At 62.4% G+C, this 24,299-nt stretch carries 24 protein-coding genes; 16 read left to right on the forward strand and 8 right to left on the reverse strand.

The features are described from left to right. Positions 1–171: 171 nt before the first annotated feature. From HNS03_RS13630 to HNS03_RS13640, 3 genes are all read right to left on the reverse strand, one after another. Positions 172–2,259 carry a molybdopterin cofactor-binding domain-containing protein gene (locus HNS03_RS13630; RefSeq protein WP_367196049.1) on the reverse strand — a complete coding sequence of 696 codons (2,088 nt, stop codon included), beginning with the start codon at positions 2,257–2,259 and terminating at the stop codon, positions 172–174. Beyond that, complete coding sequence (locus HNS03_RS13635) at positions 2,256–2,711, reverse strand: (2Fe-2S)-binding protein (protein ID WP_367196050.1); 456 nt, start codon at positions 2,709–2,711, stop codon at positions 2,256–2,258. Before HNS03_RS13635 ends, HNS03_RS13630 begins: the two co-directional genes overlap by 4 nt. A 296-nt stretch (positions 2,712–3,007) precedes the next feature. After that, positions 3,008–3,238 (reverse strand): hypothetical protein, encoded by a 231-nt coding sequence (locus tag HNS03_RS13640; RefSeq protein WP_367196051.1) that lies wholly within the window; start codon positions 3,236–3,238, stop codon positions 3,008–3,010. Here HNS03_RS13640 and HNS03_RS13645 point away from each other — a divergent pair. The 3 genes from HNS03_RS13645 to HNS03_RS13655 are packed head-to-tail and all read left to right on the forward strand — an operon-like array spanning position 3,231 to position 6,203. Then, positions 3,231–4,301, forward strand: coding sequence for a C4-dicarboxylate TRAP transporter substrate-binding protein (locus tag HNS03_RS13645; protein ID WP_367196052.1), 1,071 nt, complete (start codon positions 3,231–3,233; stop codon positions 4,299–4,301). The two genes, HNS03_RS13640 and HNS03_RS13645, sit on opposite strands and share 8 nt — an antisense overlap. Before the next feature lie 4 nt (positions 4,302–4,305). Then, on the forward strand, positions 4,306–4,854 hold the full coding sequence (locus tag HNS03_RS13650; RefSeq protein WP_367196053.1) for a TRAP transporter small permease subunit: 549 nt from the start codon (positions 4,306–4,308) through the stop codon (positions 4,852–4,854). A 2-nt stretch (positions 4,855–4,856) separates the two neighbouring features. Beyond that, a complete protein-coding gene (locus HNS03_RS13655; RefSeq protein ID WP_367196054.1) occupies positions 4,857–6,203 on the forward strand; it encodes a TRAP transporter large permease in 1,347 nt (448 codons plus the stop codon). Positions 6,204–6,309: 106 nt separating this feature from the next. Here the strand turns inward: HNS03_RS13655 and HNS03_RS13660 are convergent, their stop codons facing one another. After that, complete coding sequence (locus HNS03_RS13660) at positions 6,310–7,254, reverse strand: ABC transporter substrate-binding protein (RefSeq protein WP_367196055.1); 945 nt, start codon at positions 7,252–7,254, stop codon at positions 6,310–6,312. A gap of 328 nt (positions 7,255–7,582) precedes the next feature. Between HNS03_RS13660 and HNS03_RS13665 the strand changes: the two genes are divergently transcribed. The 5 genes from HNS03_RS13665 (at position 7,583) to HNS03_RS13685 (ending at position 11,224) form a co-directional block, all read left to right on the forward strand. Further along, a complete protein-coding gene (locus HNS03_RS13665; RefSeq protein ID WP_367196056.1) occupies positions 7,583–7,750 on the forward strand; it encodes a hypothetical protein in 168 nt (55 codons plus the stop codon). A 23-nt stretch (positions 7,751–7,773) separates the two neighbouring features. Next, positions 7,774–8,661, forward strand: a complete 888-nt coding sequence (locus tag HNS03_RS13670) for an NAD(P)-dependent oxidoreductase (RefSeq protein WP_367196057.1) — start codon at positions 7,774–7,776, stop codon at positions 8,659–8,661. Positions 8,662–8,674: 13 nt separating this feature from the next. Continuing rightward, positions 8,675–9,556, forward strand: coding sequence for a fumarylacetoacetate hydrolase family protein (locus HNS03_RS13675; protein WP_367196058.1), 882 nt, complete (start codon positions 8,675–8,677; stop codon positions 9,554–9,556). 13 nt (positions 9,557–9,569) lie between these two features. Continuing rightward, complete coding sequence (locus tag HNS03_RS13680; protein WP_367196059.1) at positions 9,570–10,454, forward strand: VOC family protein; 885 nt, start codon at positions 9,570–9,572, stop codon at positions 10,452–10,454. Between the two features lie 239 nt (positions 10,455–10,693). Beyond that, positions 10,694–11,224 (forward strand): O-methyltransferase, encoded by a 531-nt coding sequence (locus tag HNS03_RS13685; protein WP_367196060.1) that lies wholly within the window; start codon positions 10,694–10,696, stop codon positions 11,222–11,224. A gap of 67 nt (positions 11,225–11,291) precedes the next feature. Here HNS03_RS13685 and HNS03_RS13690 read toward each other — a convergent pair whose 3' ends face one another. Further along, a complete protein-coding gene (locus tag HNS03_RS13690) occupies positions 11,292–11,723 on the reverse strand; it encodes a MarR family winged helix-turn-helix transcriptional regulator (RefSeq protein WP_367196061.1) in 432 nt (143 codons plus the stop codon). 219 nt (positions 11,724–11,942) lie between these two features. On the opposite strand from HNS03_RS13690, the gene HNS03_RS13695 reads away from it, so the two are divergent. The 7 genes from HNS03_RS13695 (at position 11,943) to HNS03_RS13725 (ending at position 19,354) form a co-directional block, all read left to right on the forward strand. Continuing rightward, complete coding sequence (locus HNS03_RS13695; RefSeq protein ID WP_367196062.1) at positions 11,943–12,950, forward strand: TRAP transporter substrate-binding protein; 1,008 nt, start codon at positions 11,943–11,945, stop codon at positions 12,948–12,950. A gap of 55 nt (positions 12,951–13,005) precedes the next feature. Further along, complete coding sequence (locus tag HNS03_RS13700) at positions 13,006–13,491, forward strand: TRAP transporter small permease (protein ID WP_367196063.1); 486 nt, start codon at positions 13,006–13,008, stop codon at positions 13,489–13,491. After that, complete coding sequence (locus HNS03_RS13705; protein ID WP_367196064.1) at positions 13,488–14,768, forward strand: TRAP transporter large permease; 1,281 nt, start codon at positions 13,488–13,490, stop codon at positions 14,766–14,768. Before HNS03_RS13700 ends, HNS03_RS13705 begins: the two co-directional genes overlap by 4 nt. Positions 14,769–14,876: 108 nt before the next feature. Then, entirely contained in the window at positions 14,877–16,403 is a 1,527-nt protein-coding gene (locus HNS03_RS13710; protein WP_367196065.1) for a bifunctional 3-(3-hydroxy-phenyl)propionate/3-hydroxycinnamic acid hydroxylase, read from the forward strand. 25 nt (positions 16,404–16,428) lie between these two features. Then, complete coding sequence (tsdA, locus tag HNS03_RS13715) at positions 16,429–17,421, forward strand: gamma-resorcylate decarboxylase (protein WP_367196066.1); 993 nt, start codon at positions 16,429–16,431, stop codon at positions 17,419–17,421. Then, positions 17,418–18,503, forward strand: coding sequence for a maleylacetate reductase (locus HNS03_RS13720; protein WP_367196067.1), 1,086 nt, complete (start codon positions 17,418–17,420; stop codon positions 18,501–18,503). Before tsdA ends, HNS03_RS13720 begins: the two co-directional genes overlap by 4 nt. Beyond that, the gene (locus HNS03_RS13725) at positions 18,500–19,354 is read left to right on the forward strand and encodes a dioxygenase (protein ID WP_367196068.1); all 855 of its coding nucleotides are present in this window, start codon (positions 18,500–18,502) and stop codon (positions 19,352–19,354) included. The genes HNS03_RS13720 and HNS03_RS13725 overlap by 4 nt, the downstream gene beginning before the upstream one ends. Before the next feature lie 20 nt (positions 19,355–19,374). On the opposite strand, the gene HNS03_RS13730 is transcribed toward HNS03_RS13725, so the two are convergent. After that, positions 19,375–20,367: an FUSC family protein gene (locus HNS03_RS13730; protein WP_367196069.1), complete on the reverse strand. Its 993-nt coding sequence runs from the start codon at positions 20,365–20,367 to the stop codon at positions 19,375–19,377. 234 nt (positions 20,368–20,601) lie between these two features. After that, positions 20,602–21,108, reverse strand: coding sequence for a bacterioferritin (locus HNS03_RS13735; protein ID WP_367196070.1), 507 nt, complete (start codon positions 21,106–21,108; stop codon positions 20,602–20,604). Between the two features lie 905 nt (positions 21,109–22,013). On the opposite strand from HNS03_RS13735, the gene HNS03_RS13740 reads away from it, so the two are divergent. After that, positions 22,014–22,418: an SWIM zinc finger domain-containing protein gene (locus HNS03_RS13740; RefSeq protein WP_367196071.1), complete on the forward strand. Its 405-nt coding sequence runs from the start codon at positions 22,014–22,016 to the stop codon at positions 22,416–22,418. 433 nt (positions 22,419–22,851) lie between these two features. On the opposite strand, the gene HNS03_RS13745 is transcribed toward HNS03_RS13740, so the two are convergent. Continuing rightward, positions 22,852–24,084, reverse strand: a complete 1,233-nt coding sequence (locus HNS03_RS13745; RefSeq protein ID WP_367196072.1) for a porin — start codon at positions 24,082–24,084, stop codon at positions 22,852–22,854. Between the last annotated feature and the right edge of the window lie 215 nt (positions 24,085–24,299).

Below are 24,299 nucleotides of genomic sequence, written 5' to 3' on the forward strand. Positions count from 1 at the left end.
CGAGGGTAGCGTCATATGAGACCTTCGGCGGGCATTTCCGATTTGGGAGAGGTCCTTGGTCTTTTGGCGTCGAAACAGAAATCATCGATCGATTGGATCCAGAATGGGGGCTGAAGGCGATAGCGCGCTGGTGATCGACTGCTTTCTCCAGAGGGGCGCCGGATATCGCGATCATACCTGAAGCAGGGCGGTCATGATCTTATCCCGGGAGAAAGGCAAGCTTCGCAACCGCACGCCCAAAGCATGGGCCACGGCATTCGAGATTGCAGCAGTCGTCGGCCCCACGGCGACTTCGCCGGCTCCGAGCGGTAGCGGATCGGTTGCCTCGAGAATCTCCAGCGAAATCTCCGGGAGGTCGGAAAATCGCAGGATCGGGTAGTCGTCCCACGCTTGTGGCAGGGTTCTCTCATCGGTCAGGCGGACTTCCTCGAAAAGGGCCCAACTCGCCGACTGGACGATGCCGCCCTCGATCTGGTTGCGCAGGCCGTCCATGTTGATGACGCGGCCGGCGTCCGCGCAGCTCCAGATCCTGTCCACGCGCACCGCCTCGTCGACCGTGACCTGTGCAACCGTCGCCACATAGGCGGCACGGCCCTTGTAACGGCTGTAGGCGATGCCCCAGCCTTCGCCAGTGCCACCCTCGGGCCGATTGGCCCATGCTGCCGTCTCTGCGACGCGCGAAAGTACGTGGCGCGCGCGCGGATCTTCCAACAGCTCCAGCCGGTACGAGAGAGGATCGGTGCCGGCCCGCGCCGCCAGCTCGTCGATGAAGGATTCGATTGCGAACACGTTGAGATGCGTGCCCAGGCCGCGCATGGCCGATGTCCGCAATCCCGGCGGGTCGACGAGGCGCAATTTGGCGTATTGCGCAGGGATGGCGTAGGGCGACATCGCGTTGCGCAGACCGCCGAATCCATGCAGCGCGGGCAGTTCGATCGGTTCGGAAAGCTGTGAAACGGCGTCCTTCTGCAATTCGGCGAGCAGCGTGCCGGAGGGGGCGGTTCCCGGCCTGCGAGCGTGGGTGGCGCTGACAATGTCCAGGCTCATCGCCATGGGGCGCCCGTTTGGGTCCAGTTTCGCGCTGATCTCCACCTCTCCGGCCGAGGAGAGAGGCGCGCTCGCCAATTCCTCCGCGCGCGACCAGCTCACGCGCACGGTGCGTCCGGGAAAATGCCGCGCGATCAGGGCGGCGTCTCCGGCCACGTCATCGGCGCCATTGTGGCCGTAGCAGCCCGCGCCCGGCGCATGGGTGACGTCGACGGCGCTTTCCTCGATCTCGAAAAGGGCGGCGAGCGCACTGCGCAATTGATAGGGACCTTGGGTCTGGCTGATGACGGCGAGGTTGCCTTCGTCCGTCCATCGCGCGAGTGCTGTGACGCAGCCGATCGAGGCGTGCATGAGATAGGGCCGGCGATAGACGGCGGTCACCTCCTCGCCTGCGGGGGCGTCTGCTGCCTCTTCTCCGACCTCCACCAGCTTGTGGGGAAAGTTGCGGAGCGTTTCCGGACGCAGCATGTCGGACGTCAGTTCGATACCGCCGCTCCAGGTGAGGCGGTTCGCCAGGCGCTCGGCCTTGCGGGCGAGCGCCAGGAAATCGTCATCGACCACCGCCACGAAGCTTCCCTCGATGACACAATCGGCGCGGTCGCTTTCCGAGAGACCGTCGGTGTTCACTCGGGCGCCGAGCCGAGGTGGGCGCAGGACGCGCGCATGCAGCACATCGTCGACGGCGATATCCTGGATCATGCCGCCGCCGGCGATCTTGAGCGGCAGATCGATGCGCGGCAGCGAGGCGCCCGGCCGGTTCTCCAGCGGCCTGTCGAAGGCGTCCCCGACCTCGAACCCAAGCCCGATGTCGGCAGCGATCGACCAGATCGAGAGACCGTCCGGCAGGTCCGGACCGTTGAAAGTCCCGTTAATAAGGCCGACCGCATCCGGATCGAGACCGAACCGCTTGGCCACGTCCGCGCGAAAGACGGAAATGCAGGTGTCGCAGGCGGCCTCCAACGCCGTGGCGGAGTGCGGAATGCTCAAGCTGCCGGCGGTGTAGCCTTCGTTGGGAGTGGCACCGGTGATGCCGGACACGACTTTGATGCGGCTTGGGTCGATGCCCAGGCTGCGCGAGGCCACCTGGACAAGGGCGGTCAAGACACCCTGACCCAGCTCGACCTTGCCGGTTCGGATCGAGACCGTGCCGGCTTCGGAGAGATCGAGCCAGTCCGCGACCAGCGGCGCCGCGGCGAGGGAGGGGGACTTCATGACGCTTCCACCGACATGATGGCTTTGACGATGCGCTGATGCGCGCCGCAGCGGCAAAGGTGCGGCTCCAGGGCGCTCAGAACCTCGCTGCGGTCGGGCCGCGAGCTCCGCTTCAGAAGCGCCTTCGCCGACATGATGATGCCGGGCAGGCAGAACGCGCATTGCGCCGCCTGATGCTTCAAAAGCGAAACGAGCAGGGGATCGTCCTTCGGCAGACCGTCCACGGTCTCGATGTCCCGATCCGTTGCGGTGGACGCGGCCCGCGCGCACGAAAACTCTGGCTTGCCGTCGATCAGCACCATGCAGGCGCCGCATTTTTCCTGACCGCACCCGAACCGCGTTCCCGGCAGATGAAGACGCTCGCGCAGGACTTCGAGAAGCATCGCATCCTCGGGGGCCCGCACGTTGACCGGATTTCCGTTTATTCGGAGGTGCAGGTCAACTTCGGTCATCTTCGCTTTCACTCATTGCGATTGCGGATGCTGTCGGCAAGCGACGCGGATGAGGCAAGCGGCCGCTTCCCGTTCGGGTCAGTGTTTGCCGTCATGTTGGCGAAGACTAGCATGCATCCTGTTATTTTGGAAAATACAATTATTTTTCCAAAAGATAGCTCCGCGCGCCGCTTGTCAATTGGCGATTGCGTCCGGGGGAAGGTGCATTCGAGGAATCTATGCACCTTGGGCGTGTACGCATTCTCTGCTGCGGGAGTTCCTCTCGTGTCGGTTGACGAAGGGGTGTTTTGGTAAATTCATTTTATAAAACAGATATTTACGATTTTCCGGTCAGCCCGTCGGCGGAAACGTTCGTCCATGGATATTGGAATATTATCATTTTTTTCCAAAATCACTTGCTCGCCGTCAAGCCGGTCCATAGAGTGTGCGTCACCGGCCGCTGAAAGAGCCGAACCAATCAAGTTCAAGAATTCGGACGCGCATTTGATGGTGCGCGCGCCCGGAAAAGGGAGGAAATCCATGCGCATCAGCAAGATCTTGCTGGCGAGTGCGTTGCTCGCCGGAGTCGGCGCGAACCCGGCGGTGGCGGACACGTTCCGGCTGACGGTGGCCGCTGGCCAGACCCCGCAGGCTCTGCCCTCGCTGGCTGCCGTCCAGGACTTTTTCGTGCCCGAGGTGAAGCGCCGCCTGGAGGAGTCCGGCAGCGAGCACAAGGTCGTCTTTCAGGAGGCCTATGCCGGGTCGCTGTTGAAGGCGGGCACGGTGCTTCAGGGTGTTGCCGACGGTATCGCCGATATCGGCTACGTCCCCTCCATCTTCCATCCCGACAAGCTGCCGCTTGAGCAGGTGAGCTTCGTGACGCCCTTCTGTACCACAGATGTGGCCGCGGTCACGGGCGCGATGGGCAAGCTCTACGAGGACATCCCGGCCATGGCCGGGCAGTACGACAAGTTCAATCAGATCCGGTTGGCCGGCACGGGCGTCGATTCCTACGAGCTGCTCAGCAGCGAGCCGATCCGCTCGTTCGAAGACCTGCGCGGAACCAAGATCGGGACCGCGGGCGCCGCGACGGCCTGGATGAAGGGCATCGATGTGGTCCCGGTCCAGAGCAACATGATGGAGTATTACAACTCCACTCAGAGCGGCGTGTACGACGCCTTCATTATTATGCCGTCGACGATGCCCGGCATGCGCTATGCCGAGGTCGCCCCCTACGTGACCGAGGTCAAATTCGGCGCGATGTACGCGGCCGTCCTGACCATCAACAAGAACGCGTTGGCGCGTCTGCCGGAAGAGGTTCAGAAAATCATCCTCGAGGTGGGGCAGGACTACGGCAAGGTCGCCGACAAAGCCTATGAGACGGCCGGTGAGAAGGCGTTCGACGTCCTCGCCAAAATGGATGGTACCGAGCGCATCGCCTATCCGGACGAAGATCGCCGGCAATGGGCGCAGGACATGGACAATCTCGCCAAGGAGTGGGCCGCAGCCCAGGACAAGGCGGGGCTACCCGGAACCGAGGTCCTGAACGGCTACATGGATGCCCTGCGGGCCGCTGGCGTTACCTGTGAGCGCGCGTGGGATAAGGAATAAAACCGTGGCGCTGGCTGATTTTTGGCGCCGTCCGGTCGGCTGGCTCCACTTCATCACGATGGCGCTCAATCTCGTGGCGACGGCGTGGATCGTCGTCCTGCTGATCATGATCAATCTCGACGTGTTCAGCTTGAACGTGGTTGGGCGTCCCATCGTGGGGGTAAAGGAAGCGGTTGGCGTGTCGATCGCCGGCATCGTGTTTCTGCAGCTCGCCGAAACGCTGCGATCGGGACGTCATATCCGCAGCGATATGTTTCTCAACAGAATGAAGATGACGCGACCGCGCATCGGTCAGGCGCTCGAGGCGGTCTACCACCTCACCGGCGGCGTACTGATGGCGTTCATCGTCTGGTTCGCTATCCCGATCGCGACCACCGCCTATCAGAGCTCCTACTATGTCGGCACGCCCGGGGTGTTCACTCTGCCCACGTGGCCGGTGCTGTCCGTGGTCGTCCTGGGTGCGGCGATGACCATGCTGCAGTTTCTGGTCCTGGCGGCGAGCTCGGCCTGTCGGGCCTTCGGCTACTGGCCGGACACGGAGGATGCTCGTTAGGCATGGGTATGGAAGCTTGGATTGGGCTCGGCTGCATCGTCGGGTGCCTCGTGCTGGTGCAGGCGGGCATGCACATCGCCGTCGCGCTGATGCTGCTGTCCTTGTTTGGCGTCACCATGGTCATCGGCATCGAGCCGGCCGGACGCATGCTCGCGTCATCGTCGATTTCCTCGATCTCGAGCTATCTTTTCGGCGTCATACCGCTGTTCGTGCTGATGGGGTTGGTGGTGTCGGTCACCAGTCTCGGGCACGATCTGTTCGACGCGGCGGGCCGAATACTCAAGCGCGTGCGCGGCGGGCTCGGCATGGCGACCGTCATCGCCAACGCCGTCTTCGCCGCCTGCACGGGCACCTCGATCGCGTCCGCGTCCGTGTTCACGCGGATCGCCGTTCCGGAGATGGAGCGGCAGGGGCACACGACGCGCTTCTCCGTGGGGGTCGTGGCCGGCAGCTCGATCCTCGGTATGCTCATTCCGCCGAGCCTCTTGTTCATCGTATTTGGCGTTATCGCCAATATTTCGATCGGTGCCTTGTTCATCGCGGCCATCGTTCCCGGCGCGCTGATGGCCGTGGCGTTTTGCGCGACGATTTCTCTGTTGGCGGCATTCCGGCCCGACTTTGTCTTCTCCCATGTGGGCGGACACGGCGGCGCTCCAGTTATCGACGACAGTGACGGCGATCACCCATCCGCTGTCGTACGGCTGTGGCAGGTGGTCAAACCGCTGGTTCCCGTCGGCATTTTGGTCTTCGTCGTCCTGGGCGGAATCTACGGCGGGTTCTTCACACCGACGGAAGCCGGTGGCGTGGGCGCGCTTGCTGCCATCGTAATCGGCCTGGTCCGGCGCGAGCTGACGCTTAAGAAAATCTGGAACGTCGTACTGGAGACGGGGCGGGTGACGGCCTCGATCGTCTTTCTGTTGATGGCCGCGCAGATCTATTCGCAGATGCTCACGCTCTCCGGGCTCCCGATGGTTTTGAACGATTGGATGGAGGCGAGTGGGCTCGGACTGGTCGGGTTCCTTGTCCTCTACCTGGCGCTCCTGATCCTTCTGGGGACCTTTCTGGACTCCATGTCGATCCTGCTGATCGTCGTTCCCTTCGCGCTGCATTTCGCCACGGGCTTCAATATGGACCTCATCTGGTTCGGCGTGATCTCCATCATCGCCGTCGAAATCGGTCTTCTGACGCCGCCGTTGGGGCTGTCCTGTTTCGTGGTGAAGGCCACGCTCAACCGCGACGACGTGACGATCCGCGACATCTTCGTCGGCTCGTTTCCTTTCTTTATCGCCATGGTGGTCGTTTTGGCCCTGGTTGCCGCCGTCCCGTCCGTTTCACGGCTTCTGCTCTGAGCCGCGACGAGCATCGAAGACGACAACGTCCCATAGGGCGCAGCGGCAGAACGATGAGTCAGGTCGTTCTGCCATCCCTGTAAAAATCGAGCGTTTCTCGGCGAGCTCACTCGGCCTCTTGATGGTAGCTGGTGTCGATGTGGTCTTCGATTGCCCCGAGGTTAGCGCCTGGAGCTCCGTAATCGCGGCGCAGGTCCAAGACCGTTTTCGCACCCTCGATATTGAGCGCCGCATCGCGGTAGAAGCCGGTTTGCGGGTCGAGCAGGATATCGTAGGAGGCTTGCGCGAGCGTGGGCTCCATGTTCGGAAGCTGCTCCAGAAGCAGCGCGATCGCCGCTTGTTTGTTGGCCGGGTCGAACAGCCAGTCGAGCGCCTTGCGCCACGCGGCGATGTAGCCGGTGACAACCGCGCGGTTTTCCGAAGCCCAGTCCCTGCGGACGGCGGCGACCACACCTTGATAGGTGCCCAGCATGTCGAGCCCGCTGCCGAGGCGCACGAAGCCCTTCTTTTCGGCCGCTGCATCGAAGGGGGACACCAGCAACGTCGCGTCGAACGTCTGTTGCAGCAGGGCTTCGAAGCGCGCCAACACGCCGCCGGACTCGACGAATTCGACATCATCCCGCGACAGGCCCGCCAACTCCAGCATGCGCAGCAGCACGAAGGCGTAGCCGGTCGTCAGCGCATCCACCCCAACTGGCCGGCCTCTGAGCGCGCCGATAGACCCGGTGCCGGGAATGCCGACGAGATGCAGAAATCCGGAATCAGCGCCCATGACGGCAATCAGGTCGGACGTGGCCTTGGTGGGCGCCTCGCCCTGTCCGGCATTGTAGGCAAAAACGTTGTCGATCGCAGTCATGGCGATGTCGTACTCGCCGTCGATCAGCCCCGCCATCTGCTGCTTGGAATTGGTCGTGGGGGTGACGGTGACCTCCAAACCCTGCGCGGCGAACAGTCCGTGCTTCTGCGCGACGAAGATCGGCCAATTGAACCCCCCGGGAAAGACGATCGTCCGGACTGGGCGAAGAGCGGCGGGTGCGGCTGGGTTCGTCATCTCGTTCAATCCTCTTGCTGGTCAACGGGATCGTCGGGGCGGACCGTGATCGGTTTTTGCCCGCTCGTCACAGTGGGCACGCCGGGCCTGAATGTACTTGACGATTTCGAACTGATCCATGATTTTGGAATTAAAGAGATTGTTTGGAAAATTTCCTGCTCGCGGTCGGATACTGCGGGCGGATAGGGGAGGGCTCAGAGAGATCGGAGCATGCCAGCGGCATCCGTCAACAGATCGATTGGAAGGCTCTGGCCGGCCTGGCTCAAGAGGCTCTGACACAACGGATCGGTGGGCGGAGACCGACCGCTCCGAGACGAGGCGACGCCGGTTGCTGCTGCTTGCCGAACGAGCTGCGCTTGGAACCGAGAATGGCGGCGTCAAACGCATCGGTTCGACCATCGAACGAGAGCTGTGCGGAACAAAGACCGAAGCGGTCGAAGCGGATCATCGCTTGAACCGGTCGGCGCCAAAACAAACCGCGCTTCTGAATAGATAAAAGTTTCGGGGAGACGGAAACACATGACGACAGTTGGACTGATCGGCCTTGGCAATATGGGAATACCCATGGCCAAGAACTTGATCGATGCCGGATATGGCGTGCTGGGGTTCCGGCGCAGCGATGCTTCGGATTTCGAGGAAATCGGCGGCAAACTTGCGGCTTCGCCTCGCGCGGTTGCCGAGGAGGCGGAAATCGTCCTGTGCTGCATCCCTGGAGACGACGCGCTGCAGGATGTCGTCAGCGGTCCGCAGGGCATTGCGACGGGAGACTGTACAGGTACGGTCCTGGCCGAGCTCTCGACATTGTCGTCCGAGGTTAAATCCGAGCAAGCTGCGGCGCTCGCTGCCAAGGGCGGGATCATGCTGGACGGGGCGATCAGCGGATTGCCGCCGATGGTGGCGGCGCGCACCGCCGTTTTCATGCTGAGTGGCGACGAAGCCGCCTACGCGAAGACGAAGCCCGTTCTGGAAGCGCTTACGGAGAAGCTTTTCTTCATGGGGCCGTTCGGAGCGGCCTTCAAGGCGAAGCTCTGCGCGAACATGCTGGTTGCCGCCAATATCGCGGCGACGGCTGAAACGCTGGCATTCGGCGCCATGATGGGCCTCGACCAGGTCAAGCTGATCGAGGCGCTTCGCGACGGGGCAGGCGGTTCGGTCCAGTTCTCCGCACGGGCGGAGCGCATGGCCAAGGGAGACTGGCACAAGGTGCTCGCCTCCACCGCGTTGCTCGCCAAGGACATTCGCCTGATTGAGAAGATGGGAGGCTCGCTCGGCTCTCCGATGCCGGTGCTCACCAGCGTCGACCCCTTCTATGAGCAGGCCATCGAAGAGGGATACGGGCAGCTCGACGTTGCCGCCGTGTACGCCGCATTTGCGACGGCAGCCGGCCTCCCCGTTCCTGGCAAGTAACGCGGAAAACAACATGACAATACAGTACAAGCTCGGAACGGGGCGAGTGGACGGTGCGTCCACGCCGCTGGTTTTGGTGGACGGGCGGATCTATCCGCTCGTCGAGCTATTGGGCGCCGAGGGACCTCCAGATCTCGAGGAGGTCTTTGCCCGATGGGATGCTTTGGGGCCCGATATCGCCGAACGTGTCGCCAAGCTCGACGGCCCGGGCCTCGATCCCTCCACGATTGCTTTCCAGGCTCCGCTTTCGAACCCGCGCAAGGTTATCTGTATCGGCACGAACTATCACGATCATCTGGAAGAGATGAACGTGACCCACGTTCCCGAATTTCCTTACGCCTTCCTGCGTCCGCAGACATCCCTGGCGGCGCACGGAGAGGAGATTCGACTGCCTGAAGGCGCGGACCTCATCGACTGGGAGGCCGAACTGGGGATCGTGATCGGCCGTCGTTTCGGTCCCGGCGACAAAGGCGATCCGCTCGACGCCGTGGCGGGGTACACGGTCCTCAACGACATTTCGGCGCGCGACTGGATCGCGAACCGACCCTGGGTCGGCATCGATTGGGTCATGCAGAAGGGGTGGGACAAGTTCCAGCCGACTGGCCCCTGGATTACGCCCGCGCGCTTCGTGGACGACCCGCAGGATCTCGATATCGAGCTGACCGTGAACGGCGTTGTCAAGCAGAAGTCGAATACCGGCAAGATGATCTTCAGTGTCGCTGATATTATCCGCCATCTTGCCGCAATCATGACGCTGGAGCCCGGCGATATTATCGCGACCGGCACGCCAGCCGGGGTGGGTTTCGGGCGCCAGCCGCAGGAATTCATCAAATCGGGTGACCGCGTATCGGTGACGGTCGAGGGGCTCGGCACTCTGGAAAACAGGTTCGTATAAGAAAGGAAACGCCATGATCAAGGTGAACCGCATTGTTTATGCGGCGTTTGAGACACCTGACCTGGAAGGTCAGATTGATCATTACACGAAGATAATGGGTCTTACCCTCGTCGAGCGCGACGGCGACGCCGCCTACCTCTCGGCAAGTGCGGATCATCACACGGTCGTGCTGCGTAAGGGCAGCGACGCGCGATGCAACGCACTCGGCTTCCAGTTGCCGCCGGGAACCGATCTCGGCGACTATGACAAGCAGATCCAGGCTCACGGTCTTGCGACCGAACGCCGGTCGGATGCGCAGCCAAACATCAAGGACGCGCTGATCTTCGCCGACAGCAAGGGTACGAAAATCGAGACTTTCGTGGAGGCGGAAGCGGCGAATGTCGGCTTCCAGGCCGCGGGCATCTCGCCGAACAAGCTGGGCCACGTCGCCTACAATTGCACCGACGTACAGGGGGACGTGAAGTTCTACTGCGACGTGCTGGGCTTCAAGGTGAGCGACTGGATGGGCGATTTCTTCGCTTTTCTGCGCTGCGGTCCCGACCACCACACCATCAACCTGGTGCAGGGCGCGAAAACCAAGATGCACCACATCGCGTTTGAGCTGCGCGACTGGAGCCACATCCGCGACGCGTGCGACTGGCTGGCGAAAGACCGGATCCCGCTGGTCTGGGGACCGGTCCGCCATGGCATTGGGCACAACATCTCCACCTACCACCGCAACGCCGATGGCCAGATCATCGAGCTTTTCTGTGAGCTGGACCGGGTAAACGAGGAGCTGGAGATCTACGAGCCCCGGCGCACGCACCAAGAGTTCCCGCAAAAGGGCAAGGTTTGGGACGACATCCAGCTTGCCGCCAACATGTGGGGGACGCCCCCGCCGGACGGCTTCCTGGACTGAGGCGATAGCACGCACGCTGTCGACGACCGAGACCGCGGTTTTCGCCGCGGTCTTTATCTATGGGTTTCCGAATTTCGCTCAGTCGGAGGTTATTTCAGATGTTACCCTGCGATTGAGCGAAGCGCGGAATGGCTCAACGGACCACTGTTGATTGCAGGCCGCGAACCCGGCATGCGTGGTTCGCAGTATCGCACCGTGCTCGAAGCGGCGTTGTCCAATGAGTGGCTGGAAGGCCGAGCATGACCTTTGATACCATCCAACAGGCGACCCGCGACCATCGGAATGCACACGGGTGCGGCGCCTACACATTCGAGGATGGCCCCGGGCTCACGGCGCTTGCCGCCGAGGCTGGCGCCTCACGTGCGCTCGAATTGGGGACTGCCCTTGGTTATACGGCCTGCTGCATCGCGGCCGCCGGACCTGCCGTCATGGTGGACACCGTGGAGCTCGATCCGGTTCATGTCCGCCTTGGCCGCGAGAATATCGCTGCAGCGGGCTTGTCTGACCGCATCAGCGTTCATGAAGGCGATTTCGAAGCGGTGATGGCCGGCTTTGCGCCCGGCTACGATTTCGCCTTCTTCGACGGGTTCGCCCCGGCGGTGACGCTGATCGGGAGAATCCGGGACTTGCTCGTCCCCGGAGGGATGCTGGCCTGCGCCAACCTCCAAATGGCCAAGTGCGATCTCGCGCAGGAACTCGGGGATTCTCGGCGCTGGCGTCCCGCCGACGCCATCGAGGGCGGCAAGACCCGCGCTTTCATCAAGCAATGAGCTGCGCTGCGCCTCAAGCAAGAGAGGCGATGGCAGGAACCAGCATTTGTCGATGTAGAGGTTCGCCCTAAAGCTCGGAAAGCTTGGTGTAGACGTGCGTCAGCATGGCTTTCAGCGCGTCGATCTGTGCTTCGTCCAAGCCTTCGGTCAGCGTTTGTTCGAAGTGGATGGCGATCGGCATGAGTTCGTCGGCCAGGGTTTCTCCCTTGGGCGTCAGGTCGATCAGAACGATCCGGGCGTTGTCCTTGGGCCGGTCGCGCGTCACCAACCCCTTTGCCTCCATCTTCCCGATCAGACGCGACAGCGTGGATTGCTCCTTGGACACCATGTCCGACAAGTCACCGAGGGTCTTTTGGCCCGTCTGCCGTAACGCCGCCAGCACCCGGTACATCGGCAGCGTGATGCCGTAGACGCGGATGCGATCGGAGAACTGGGCTCCGACCCCCACACCCGCCCGGTTGATCAGGTAGGGCACGGAGTTGGTGAACTGATAGCGCATGTCAGTCTTGCCTCTCTCCCTCGGCGGTCGGCAGAGCCCGCGCGAAGGCAAACTTTTCCTTTGCAACTGTTGCACGCGAATAATGCTGAGTCGGAGCCATATGGCAAAGCGCCTTCTCGCGCATCACCAAATTTTGCATTTCAAACCTTTGCATTTGCAAATTTGATATGTACGGTGCGCCGACACGTCAGGCACCTGACGGTCTGAGGGAGGAAAATGATGAAGAACGCAATGCGCGCAGCCGCCTGCGCCATGCTCACCCTGTTGTTGAGCCCCGCTGCGAACGCGGCTGACTATGTTCTGAAGGTCTCGTCACCGACCAACAACGATCCGATCCTGAAATGGATGGAGACGTTCGAGCAGAAGTTGGAGTCTTCTAGCGACGGGGCGATCGACGTTCAGCTTTTCCCCGCCAATCAGCTCGGACAGATCCCGGCCACCGTCGAAGGCGTGGCCATGGGCACGATCGAGGTGACCGCGCCGGCTTCCGGCTTCTTCGTCCAGCTCGATCCCCGCTTCGAAGTGTTGAGCGTGCCGGGCGTGTTCGACGACATGAGCCAGGCGCAGCGGGTCCTTCAGGATCCGGAGGTGCTGGACCGGCTGGCGACCTACGGCCAGGATCAGGGGATTGAGACCATCGCCGCGTTTCCGCACGGACCGCTGGCGCTGCTCAGCACCAAGGGTGTCTCGAAGGTCGCGGATCTGGAAGGTCAGCGTATCCGTGTGGCGGGGCCAACCGCGCTGAACACCGGCCCGTTCAGCCGGCTGGGCGCCTCGCCGGTTTCGATGCCGCTCGGCGAAGTCCTGCCCGCCATGCAGAACGGCGTGGTCGATGGTCTGATCGCCGGGATGCCGGTCTACGTGCTGGGGCGCTATTACGACGTTGCCACGGACATGACCATGTTGCCGGAGAGCTACCTGATCGTGACCGCAGTCGCGAGCCAGGCGTTCCTCGATCGGATCGGCGATGATCTGGCGGCCAAGGTTCGCGCCGCCGCGCGCGAGGCGCTGCCGGCCACCAACGAATGGAGCCTGCAGATGGCGGACCGTATGGCCGACATGTGGGCGGAGAAGGGCGGCACGGTGATCGAATTGCCGGAGGATCAGGCGCAGGCCTATCTGGACGCCGTCGCCGACACCATGCCGGAGGCGCTCAGCGCGAACCCCGAATTAGGGCAGGAGCTGGAGTTCTTCCGGGCTGCGACCGCGCGTCTCGCCGACAATTGATCCCAGGGACCACGGGGCACGGCGCGAGTGCCGGGCCCCCATTTGGGTAGTCTGCATGAAAGTGTTGATCGAACGGCTGGCCGCCGCCCTCGATACGGTGCTGGCGCTGGGGCTGCTCGCGATGGTGGTGCTCGCCTGCGTCAACGTTGCGCTGCGCTATATCTGGAGCTTCTCGCTGCTTTGGGCTGACGAGGCGCTCGTCTTCTCCATGGTCGCCGTCAGCTTTCTCGGCCTGATCGGCGTGTCGGCGCGCGACCAGCACCTCCGCATGTCCATGGTTCTGCAATGGGCCGGCCGCCGCGCCACTTTTGCGGTTCGGTTGGTCGAGTATCTCGTAACGATTGTCGTCTGCGCGTTCGTTGGATTCCAGTCGTGGCAGGTGGTCTCCCGCCTCTACGCGCGGGGAACCCTCAGCAATATGGCCGAGGTGCCGCTTTGGCTGGTCAACGGGCTGGTTCTCGTCGGGCTGGCCGGCATGGCGCTGGTGGCGCTGACGCGCCTCGTCGCGGCGCTGCGCCACGGGCAGGAGGTCGACGAATGACCTGGACCCTTCTGCTTCTTCCCTTGCTGCTGATGGTGATGGGCTTTCCCATCTTCCTGGTGCTTTTGACCGCTGCGGCCGCGACCATGGTCTTCACCATGCAGATCCCGCTGGTGGCCTTGCAGCAATTCCTGTTCTCGTCGGTGAATGCCTACGCGCTGCTCGCGCTGCCCTTCTTCATTCTGGCAGGCGATTTGATGGGGCGCGGAGGAATCGCCCAGCGTCTGGTGGATCTGATGCGCGCGTCGATGGGGCGCGTGCCGGCCAAGGTTCCGCTGACGGCGGCCACCAGCGGCGCGATCTTCGGCGCCATCACCGGCGTGGGGGCGGCGTCCGTCGCCACGATCAGCCGGGTGATGCTGCCGCACCTGCGCGAGGAGGGCTATCCGGATCGCTTCAATGCCGGCCTTCTGGTTTCGGTCGGCGCCGTGGGCGTGATCCTGCCGCCTTCGATCCCGATGATTGTCTATGCCGCGGCCGCCGATGAATCGATCCCGCGGCTCTACTCGGCCGGCATCCTTCCGGGGCTGTTGATCGTTGGGTTGATCGGCCTCTACTCCCTTTGGGTGGGGCGCAAGTCCCAGGTTGCCGGCGATGAAGCGTTCACGCTGCGTCGTTTCCTCGCCGCCGCGAAAGAGGGCATTTGGGCGGCGGGTGTGCCGGTGGTGATCATCGGCGGTATCTATGGCGGCATCTTCTCGCCAACGGAGGCCGCCGCCGTCGCCTGTCTCTATGCCTTTGTCGTCTCGTTCGCCGTCATGCGGGTGCTCACGCTTCGCGATCTTTTGGCTTCGGCGCGCACGACGGTCGCCTACACCGCGCAGATCATGATCGTGATCGCCTGTGCCGGCGTGTTTTCCTGGCTGATCACCGTGAACCAGATCTCGATCGCAATGGTCGGGGTGATTCAGGACATGGCTCTCCCCAACTGGGCGCTGCTTCTGGTGATCAATCTGTTCCTGCTGTTGGTGGGCTGCCTGATCGATCCGTTGTCGGCGATCCTGCTTCTGACCCCGCTGCTGTTGCCGTTGATCACCGCCGTCGGCGTGGATCCCGTGCATTTCGGCATCATCGTGACGGTGAACCTCGCCATCGGTCTGTTCACGCCGCCGTTCGGCATCAACATTTTCGTTCTGCAGTCGCTCTCCAGGATGCCGCTTGGGACGATCTACCGGGGAATTGTCCCGTTTTTCGGCCTCTATCTGTTCGCGCTGCTGCTGATCACCTACGTGCCGGATCTTTCGCTGGCCGGGGTTTGGCTCCTGATGGGCAAGTAGGAGCAGAGCCGTGGCAGCAGGGATGAGTCACGCCAAACAATTGCAAATGCAAATTTTGTTTTCACAAGAAATCCGCCCGCGCGGTGCTCTCGAAGGGAGGGACGACGAATGACATATGACGTAGCTATCGTCGGCTACGGTCCAACGGGGATGGTGCTTGCCACGCTCTTGGGCAAGCTCGGGCGCAAGGTGGTGGTCATCGAGCGCTACAGCGGTCTGTACAACCTCCCGAGAGCGGCAGCCTTCGACGACGAGACCATGCGCACCTTTCAGCATCTCGGTATCGCCGAGGCCATGCTGGAAGGAACCAACATTCAGCGTGGCTACGAATGGGTCAATGGCGCGGGCGAGCTGCTGCTCGACATCGAATACGACAACCCCGGCCCCTGCGGCTGGCCGGCCCAATATATGATGTTCCAGCCGCACGTTGAGGACGTGCTGGACGCCACCGCGAAGTCGATCCCTGGTGTCACGGTCCATCAGGGGTTCACCGTGACGGGCCTCGACGACGACGGGCAGCAGGTTACCGTCACCGCGACGGACGGAGCCGGCGCCGAGCAGACATTTGCCGCGCGCTATGTGGTAGGCGCCGATGGCGGCAACGGCTTTGTGCGCCGGCATCTGGACGGTCCGGTCGAGGATTATGGCTTCTTCGAAAACTGGCTGGTTTGCGATTTCGAGATGAAGCACGAGGTCGAGGGGTTGCCCTCGTTCCGCCAAGTCTGCAATCCGGCGCAGCCGATCTCGATCGTCAATATCGGGCCGAAACACCATCGGTTCTCGTTCCGGCTTGAGGCCGACGACGACCGCGAGGCCGTGGTTGATCCCGACCGCGTCTGGGCACGGGTAAAGGATTATCTGACGCGTGATCAGGCTGATTTGATCCGGGTGGCTAACTACACGTTTCGCTCGCGCATCGTCGGCGATTGGCGCAAGGGACGCATCCTGCTCGCCGGCGACGCCGCCCACGAGATGCCGCCCTTCCTCGCCCAAGGCATGGTCTCGGGCATACGCGACGCCCGCAACCTGTCCTGGAAGCTCGACATGGTGCTTTCGGGATACGGCGACAGCCTGCTGGACACCTACCAGCCCGAGCGCGAGCCGCACGTCCGCTTCATCACCGAAAAAGCGATCGAGCTCGGCCGGGTGCAGACCATGCGCGACCCGGACGAGGCGCGCGAGCGCGACGAGAGGATGATCGCCGCGCGCAAGGCAAACCAGAAGCCCGACAAGCTTCTCTATCCCGGGTTGACAGGTGGCATGATTGCCAACGACGGCCGCTTGCTTCCGCAAGGGTTGGTGTCGTCCAGCACGAAGACGGCCTTGTTCGATGACGTGGTCGGAACCGGCTGGACGCTCGTGGCCAAGGGGCCGGGCGTGCTTGAGGATCTGACGCCGGAGGTTCGCCGGTTCTGGTCGGAGCTCGGCGGTCGGACGGCCGTGTTCAATCTGCACAGCATTGTCGGTGGCGGCGACCTGTCGGACACCTCCGGCATCTACACGCGCTGGTTCGACGAAACCGGTGCAGTCGCCGCCGTGGTGCGACCCGACAGCTATGTGTACGGGCTCGCCAAGACGTCGTCCGCCCTCGACGACCTACTCTCGCAGCTCTCCCGGGCCATCGTCCGGTCCTAACGCGCATCGTATTGAAAGGCTGACCATGCAAGGCAAGATCGCGCTGGAAGAACACTTCGCCATTCCCGATACGCTGCAGGATTCCGCCGGCTTCGTGCCGGGCAGCTATTGGGAGGAACTCCAACACCGGCTTCTGGATATCCAGGACACCCGGCTGAAGCTCATGGACGCGCACGGGATCGAGACCATGATCCTGTCGCTGAACGCCCCCGCCGTGCAGGCGATCACAGATCGCGCGGAAGCGATCGAGATCGCCAAGCGCGCCAACGACGCACTGGCCGAGGAATGCGCGAAGAGGCCGGATCGCTTCCGTGCCTTTGCCGCGCTTCCGCTGCAGGATCCGGAGGCGGCTGCGGCGGAATTGACGCGCTGCGTGCGCGATCTGGGTTTTGTTGGTGCGCTGGTCAACGGCTTTTCCCAGGACGCCGCCCAGGGAGAGGGGCAGGAGCTTCTCTACTACGACCTACCCCAATATCGCGGCTTCTGGAGCGAAGTGGCGAAGCTGGGCGTGCCTTTCTATCTGCATCCCCGCAACCCTCTGCCGCAGGATGCCCGCATCTATGACGGCCATCCGTGGCTGCTCGGACCGACCTGGGCTTTCGCCCAGGAAACTGCCGTGCACGCGCTGCGGTTGATGGGATCGGGACTGTTCGACGAGCATCCTTCGTTGCAGATCATTCTGGGCCACATGGGCGAGGGCATTCCCTACATGCTCTGGCGCATCGACCATCGCAACGCCTGGGTCAAACTGCCGCCGAAACATCCGGCCAAGCGGAAGTTCGTCGACTATTTCAACGAGAACTTCCACATCACGACCTCTGGCAACTTCCGCACCCAGACGCTGATTGACGCGATTCTGGAGCTGGGCTCCGATCGGATCATGTTCTCCACGGATTGGCCGTTCGAAAATATCGACCACGCTGCCGACTGGTTCGATGTTGCGTCGATCTCCGAGGCCGATCGGCTCAAGATCGGCCGGCTGAACGCGGCACGTCTGTTCGGATTGGATCGGGGATGAGCCGATTTTACGCTGGATTTGCGGCCGACGGCGCGCCGGTGCAGGTGCGCTTCGGGGCCGGCGCGCGCCATGACCTGAGCCCGGAACTGGAGCTTCTGGGCATCGCGCGCGCCCTGGTGCTCACCACGCCGCATCAGGCTGAGCAGGGCGAGGACATCGTCCGCTCTCTCGGAGACCGAGCCGTAGGCCTGTTCAGCGGCGCGGCCATGCACACCCCGGTCGAAACCACCGAGACGGCGATGGACCGCGCCAAGGATTGCGGGGCCGATGGCGTCGTCGCCATCGGCGGCGGTTCGACCATCGGACTGGCGAAGGCGGTCGCCTGGCGCAGCGATCTCCCGCAGATCGTGTTGCCGACGACCTACGCCGGCTCCGAGGCGACGCCGGTTCTGGGGCAGACGGAAAACGGCGTGAAGTCTACCTTCGCCTCCCAGAGGGTGCAGCCGGAGGCCATCGTCTACGATCCCGAACTGGTTGCGACGTTGCCGGCCGGCCTGACGGTGACGAGCGCGCTGAACGCCATGGCCCATGCCGTGGAAGGGCTTTACTCCCGGGATGCCAACCGGCTGTCGTCCGCCCTGGCGATGGAGGGGATCCGGGCCTTCGTCCGTGGCCTGCCGAACGTGGTCGAAACGCCGGGCGATTTGGCTGCACGCGAGGACACGCTTTTCGGCGCGTGGCTGTGCGGTACGGTTCTGGGGCAGGTGGGAATGGCGCTTCACCACAAGCTCTGCCACACCCTCGGAGGCACTCTTGGCCTTCCTCATTCCGAAACCCACGCGATCGTCTTGCCCCATGCGGTCGCCTACAACGAAGGCGCGGCAAGGGACGCCCTGAAGCCGGTGGCCGACCTGTTGGGCGCGGACACGGCCGCCGGCGGGCTCTACATACTGGCGAAGCGGCTCGGCGCACCTCTCGCCTTGCGGGACCTCGGCGTATCGCAAGACGCGCTGGAAACCGTCGCCGATCTGGCGACCCAAAATCCTTATTGGAACCCACGCCCCGTGGAGCGCGCGGCGCTGCGCGCGCTGTTGCAGGATGCCTATCTGGGCGATCCGCCGAATTCTGGTGAGCGACAATGACCCGATATTTCACCGAAGATACCTCGGTAGAGGCCGTCAACGCGCGCATGGGCGAGGACATCGATCCGCGCCTGAAAACGGTGATGGCCAGCCTCGTGACGCATTTGCACGCCTTCGCCAAGGACGTCGATCTCAGGCAGGAGGAATGGGATTTCGCCATCGACTTCCTGACCAAGACCGGCCAGATCTGCTCGCAGGAGCGGCAGGAATTTATCCTGCTGTCGGACGTGCTCGGTTTCTCCATGCTGGTCGACGCGATCAACAATCGCCGACCGTCCCAAGCCACCGAGAACACCGTCTTCGGTCCCTTCCACGTGGACAACGCCCCGATTCGCGAAATGGGCGACACCATCAGCCTCGACGGCAAGGGGGAACGGTGCCGTTACGAAGGCCGGGTGATGGACCTTCACGGCGCGCCGATCGAAGGCGCCTGCGTCGATGTCTGGTCCGACAATGCCGACAGTTTCTACGACGTGCAGCAGCCGGACATTCAGCCGAAGTGGAACAATCGCGGTCGCTTTTTCACCGGCAAGGACGGCCGCTATCTCTTCTACGGCATCAAGCCGGTCAGCTATCCGATCCCCGACGACGGTCCGGTGGGCAAGATGCTGTCAGCGCTCGGACGCCATCCCTACCGTCCGGCGCACATGCACTATCTCGTCACGGCGCCCGGATTTCAGAAGATCGTCACTCATACATTCGTCGGCGACGACAAGTATATCGCAGACGATGCGGTCTTCGGCGTGAAGGAGACGCTGATTGCCCCGTTCGAATACGTGAACGACGGCGAGACGATCTGGCGTTCGCCTTTCGATTTCGTGATGGTGCCGGCCGCAGAGCCGGTCTCATAGAGCGACCGGGCGCACAATCGTCATTTCGCCTTGGAAGCAGAGGACGGCGATGGCGCCTCGGTGCGGGCTTCCTTCGTCGCCCGCGGCAGCAGTGGCAGCATCAACATGGCAATGCCGATGCCGGCAATCGTCATAAGAACGCGGTTGGATGCCATTTCAAGGGCCCCGGCTTCCGGCGTCAGATCGAATGCCAATGCGACGGCCGTCAGGCAGAAAGTCCAGATCCCGTACCGTTTGGCCCCAATCATCAGCATGCAGAGCACCAGAAAACCGACCAGCAGCGCGTGCAGCCAGGGCAGGGGCGAGAGGCCAAGAAGCAGACCTCCCGTCGCCGCGCCGAGAAGCGTTCCCATCCCACGCGTCTTCATCCGGTAGATCGTCTCCGGGCGGGTGGGCTTCGTCACTCTGAGGCCGGCAGCGGTCAGCCAGCAGGGATGAGATCCCGGGCTGAAGCAGGCAGCGAAGCTTCCCAGCAGCGAGACCGACGCGATGCCGGCCATAAAGCGTCTCTCGCCGGCCTCCTTCAGGAGAGGGGGCCGAGCCGTATTTGTGTCCTCTTTGACCGCCGGAATGCAAAAGCGCACGAAAACGGCGCCCCAGAGCGTTCCGAGAAGAAAGCTGATCCCGTAGCTCATCTCGCTGCCGGCTGGCACTTGACCAACGGACAGAAAGAACGCCAGAGCGCCGAGCGCGATCGGCAGACGCAGATAGCCCCCGCGCAATTCGCCAACGCCCTGCGCTATCGCGGCCATCAGCGCCAACACGAAAAAGGCACCGGTTCCGAGCGCAACGCTTCCACCCACCGTCGCAAACAGGCTGATGATAAGAGACGAGGCCAGCAGAACTTTCACGCGGCCCGAAGCAGGCAGGCGCGGAAAGGAAACGGTCAACAAGTATGCCCCGAAAGACGCGATGCTGCCCTGGAAAGCATGGCCCGCGGCAATGCCCGCAAGCCACGGCGCGCAGACGCCAAGCGCCATCGCCAACGCGTTCCAGGCTTTGGCCCACGTCAATCCAATCGCTGAAGCCTTGAAGATTTATTCCCCCATCGTAGCGAAAAAAACCGCAATCTCCGACGCATCAGGCGAGTGATGGGCGTCGCCTGATGCTTCTGTCTTTTGTCAATTTCGCTCCGGATGTTGCGAAGAAAATGGATTCGACGTTCTTATCCGGAGGTCTTGTCGCTCGAGTCCGACATTTTCACGCATACGCAAGCGCGAATCGATGAAAATAGCGGACTCTCTTGACTAGTCGTCGCCTTGCTCTTCTTCTTCATCCGCCGGCGTGACATATTTTGCGCAATAGGCCTGCTCGCCCAGGCGGTCGATCAAGCTGATCTGCAACTCAAGCCAGGCTTTGTGACCTTCTTCGTCGAGGACGATGCTCTCGAACAGGCTCCGGCTTCCGATGTCTCCGACCTCCGCAGCTTCCTGCGCGGCCTTGGTGTAAAAGTCGATCGCCTCTTCTTCATCGGCAAGATCCGACTTGAACATGCCAACAAGGGTTTCCGCCTTGACCGGCTTTTTCTGGAAAGCAAGGGCCGGTTCGCCCTTTAAGAAGAAGACCCGCTCGATGAACTTGTCGGAGTGACCGAGCTCTTCGCTCATCTCTTCGCGCATTTTGTTTGCGAGCTTGTCGAGGCCCCAATCCTCCAGCACATGGGCATGAAGTTGGTATTGGTGCGCGGCGGTCAGTTCCATTTCGATCGCGCTTTGAAGATTTTCAATCGTCTTTTTGTTCGACGTGCTCGACATTGCTCGCTCCTTTCCGTGACGGCTGTGTGCGGCTAAAACGATAGAGGCCGTGAGGGACTTCGAATAGGGTCCGGTCTCGTCCGATCGACGAGATCATGGATCGAAAGCGCCTTTTGATGTCGACTCGCATCTCAAATGGCAAATTCAAACGATTCGCGAACCGTGGCGACTTGCCCCAAAATCGAATTCCCCCCGATGACAGGCCGATCCGCGTTGATCGGCCGCGCCAATGCAGTCGCTCCGGCGAGAGGAGCCGCCTCCGAACGGAAAACGGGACTCGCCGTGCATGACGTGATGTAGCGGATCCCGACGGCCGCGGCGACCCCGATCCGCGACGGGTTGACGGCCGGTTCGCTGCCGAAGACGTTAGCTGGTCCTACTGGCACAGAGGCCGCCGCAGATCTTGTGCGTTGCGCCGGCATTTTTGAGGGAGAGGGGCGTATGGCGCGACCGAACGGACAATGGGTCAAGGGCCTGACGAAAGAGCAAAAGCGGGGAGATCGGGACCGTTTGTGACCGCTTCATCGCCGATGTTCTGAAGCCTCGATTCCTGCCGGAAATCGACCCTACCGAATTGACCTATCCCTTGGACATCGTCGGAAAGTGGCGCGGTAGCAAGTATAGTTTCATCACCTGCTATCTTCGGGCTTTCCGTAATGCCGTGGTGACGAATTTAATTCGGCTTTTGTGCGTCTCGATTGCGTGGAAGAAGATCTCAAGGACATCCGCTTCCATGTCATGTGGCATCGCCACACCGGACAATGGTTTCCGCGCCATAGGTTGGTAACCCTCGATAAGGCCCTTAGGTTGATCGAGACCGACGGACTGCTTCATCCATTGCTATGATATCCAATAATTTGCCTCACTTTGATCCATACGCGCTGAGAAAGCTGGCCGGCGACAAGGTGTTCGCACGCGGCGAAGCCTATTTTCACGACGGAGCCGTGGACATTCTCGGGGCCGAAGCGGGGCGGGTCGTCGCCCATGTCGCTGGAACGGAGGACTACCGCACCGTCGTTACGGGCGCAGGCGCCATGATTGACGGCGAGTGCTCGTGTCCGGCCTTCGAGCGTGACGGGTTTTGCAAGCACATGGTCGCGGTGGCTTTGGCGGTCAACGCGGGCCTGGCCGAGGGGGCGACGGGGGCCGGTGACGTGCTGAAGAAGATCCAAGCCTATCTTGAGACCAAGGACGTCGACACTCTCGCCGGGATGATCGTAAGCATCGCGGAGTGGGACCCGGAACTGTTGAGCGAGCTGGAAATTGCCGCCGATGCGTCCGGCTCGATCGACCACAGCGACGAGAATTGAGGCGCGGATAGGGCCCCGGCCCGAATACTCATGCGGTCTGGATGCGTGGACGTGGCATGACCCGCTCCGGGTCGACATTTGCCGGTAAGCTCAGTCGACCCGAAGCGGACCCCGCGGATCTTCTTGCCGTAAAAGGCGCTTGGAGGTCAGGTCCGCGAAGAGGGAAGGGAGGGCAAGGCCCCCCAAAAGGAAAAGACGACGGGGCTGGCGAGACGCTCCGAGATCAGGGCGATGTCGTCGGGCCGATGCGACCCCGTACCGCCCTATGTGATCACCTCCGACGCGTTGGAACGGGAGAAGGGCGGGGAACCGTTGCCCATTTTTCCCGTCCCGCATGCGTTGGATTGCGCCTGTGCGCGTGCTCCGTCGTCAATCGCGCGCCCGAGCGTCAGTGTTCACCCGGACGCGCGCCGTTCATATGATGTCCGACTGACTAGAAGGTGCGCTGGACGCGGAACAGGCCGGTCCAGATGCTGCCGTCCTCATAGAAGGCATCCTCGGCGTCCACATACCGGTATTCCACGGCCGGACCCATGATCAGACCGTTGACCGGCGACCAGACGATCTGGCCCTGGGCATCGTAGTTCTTGAAGTCGTTCATCGGGTTGGCGTCGTTGGAGTAGTCGAGGTAGCCACCGGCGACCGCGATGTTCACCGTCGGGGTCACGGCAAAGCCGAAGCCACCCGAAACGGTCCAAGCCTCCGAAAGCTCCAGGTTGCCCGGCGAAGAGAGCACGGCGTCATAACCGCCGGCGTCGCCAGTGAAGCCGAACGCGTTGCCCGGCCCGGTCGAGCTGGACGTGGCGTAGGCGAACGCACCCTTGGTGTAAGCGCCCTGCAGGTTGACAGTGGCACCCGCGGCGAACGGAAGATTGAACACGACGCCACCGCCGATGGCCCAGCCGAGTTCGCTCTCAGGCGTGGTTCCGTAGGAATCGTAGCCCGGCCAGACCTGGTGAAGGGCACCCATCAACTGGGCCGAACCCCAACCCTGGTCGATACGGAGGTTGGCGACGAGGTCCGGATACTTCGTGCCGCCGTAGCCCCAGCCTTCGATGCCGCTGCGACGGTCGTCCGCGCTTTCGACCGCGATCGAGGTCGAGAACCCGTTGCCGAACGCGAAGGTGTAGGCGCCGAGGGTCTGACGCTGGTCGGAGATCTGCGGCGTGAACACCGACGCCCAGGTCGGGTAGCCCACGAAGTCGTAGAACGACTGCGTGCGACCGAAGGTGAAGCCGCCGAACTGCACGAACGAGTTCCACAGCGTCACGGAGGAGCCGCCGCCGTTGCCGTTGAAGCCGAACAGGCCCGAGGAGTCGTCGGTGACCCAGATCTCGTTGTAGGCGCGCAGCAGGCCGAACTCGGTGTTGGTGCGCGAGTCCATGTAGAGGTAACCACGGGCGCGGAACTGCGACGAGTTCATGTCGCGCCAATGGGCGCCGTAGCTCTGTGCGAGCTCGTTCTCGGCAAAGCGATATTCTGCGCGGACGCGGCCGCGCACCGAAAGGCAGGTGTCGGTGCCCGGGATATAATAATACCCAGCGCCGAACGCATCGCAGACGCGGACATAGTCGATGGGCTCTGGGGCGACCGGTAGGTCGGCCGCCTGGGCAGCCGGCACCGCCAGAATGCCGCCCGCGGCACCCAGGAGGAGACGCTTCAACATCATAGGGAACTCCAAGCTTCGTCCCGCACGGGACCCTGACTCAACATTGTTCTCAGTCCACTGACATGGACCTTGGCTCGGTTGGCGCATGCGCCTGCCGGGCATTGACCAACCCGGATGGCCTAAAATCTACCGAAGACGTCGATGGCGGCTATGGCAAAATGGCAACAGTAATTTCTAGACGATTTTCGGAAATGTTTCCGAAAATGGGTTGG

The sequence above is a fragment of the Amorphus sp. 3PC139-8 genome (genome assembly GCF_040750475.1).
In the GTDB taxonomy this organism is placed as follows: Bacteria; Pseudomonadota; Alphaproteobacteria; order Rhizobiales; family Amorphaceae; genus Amorphus.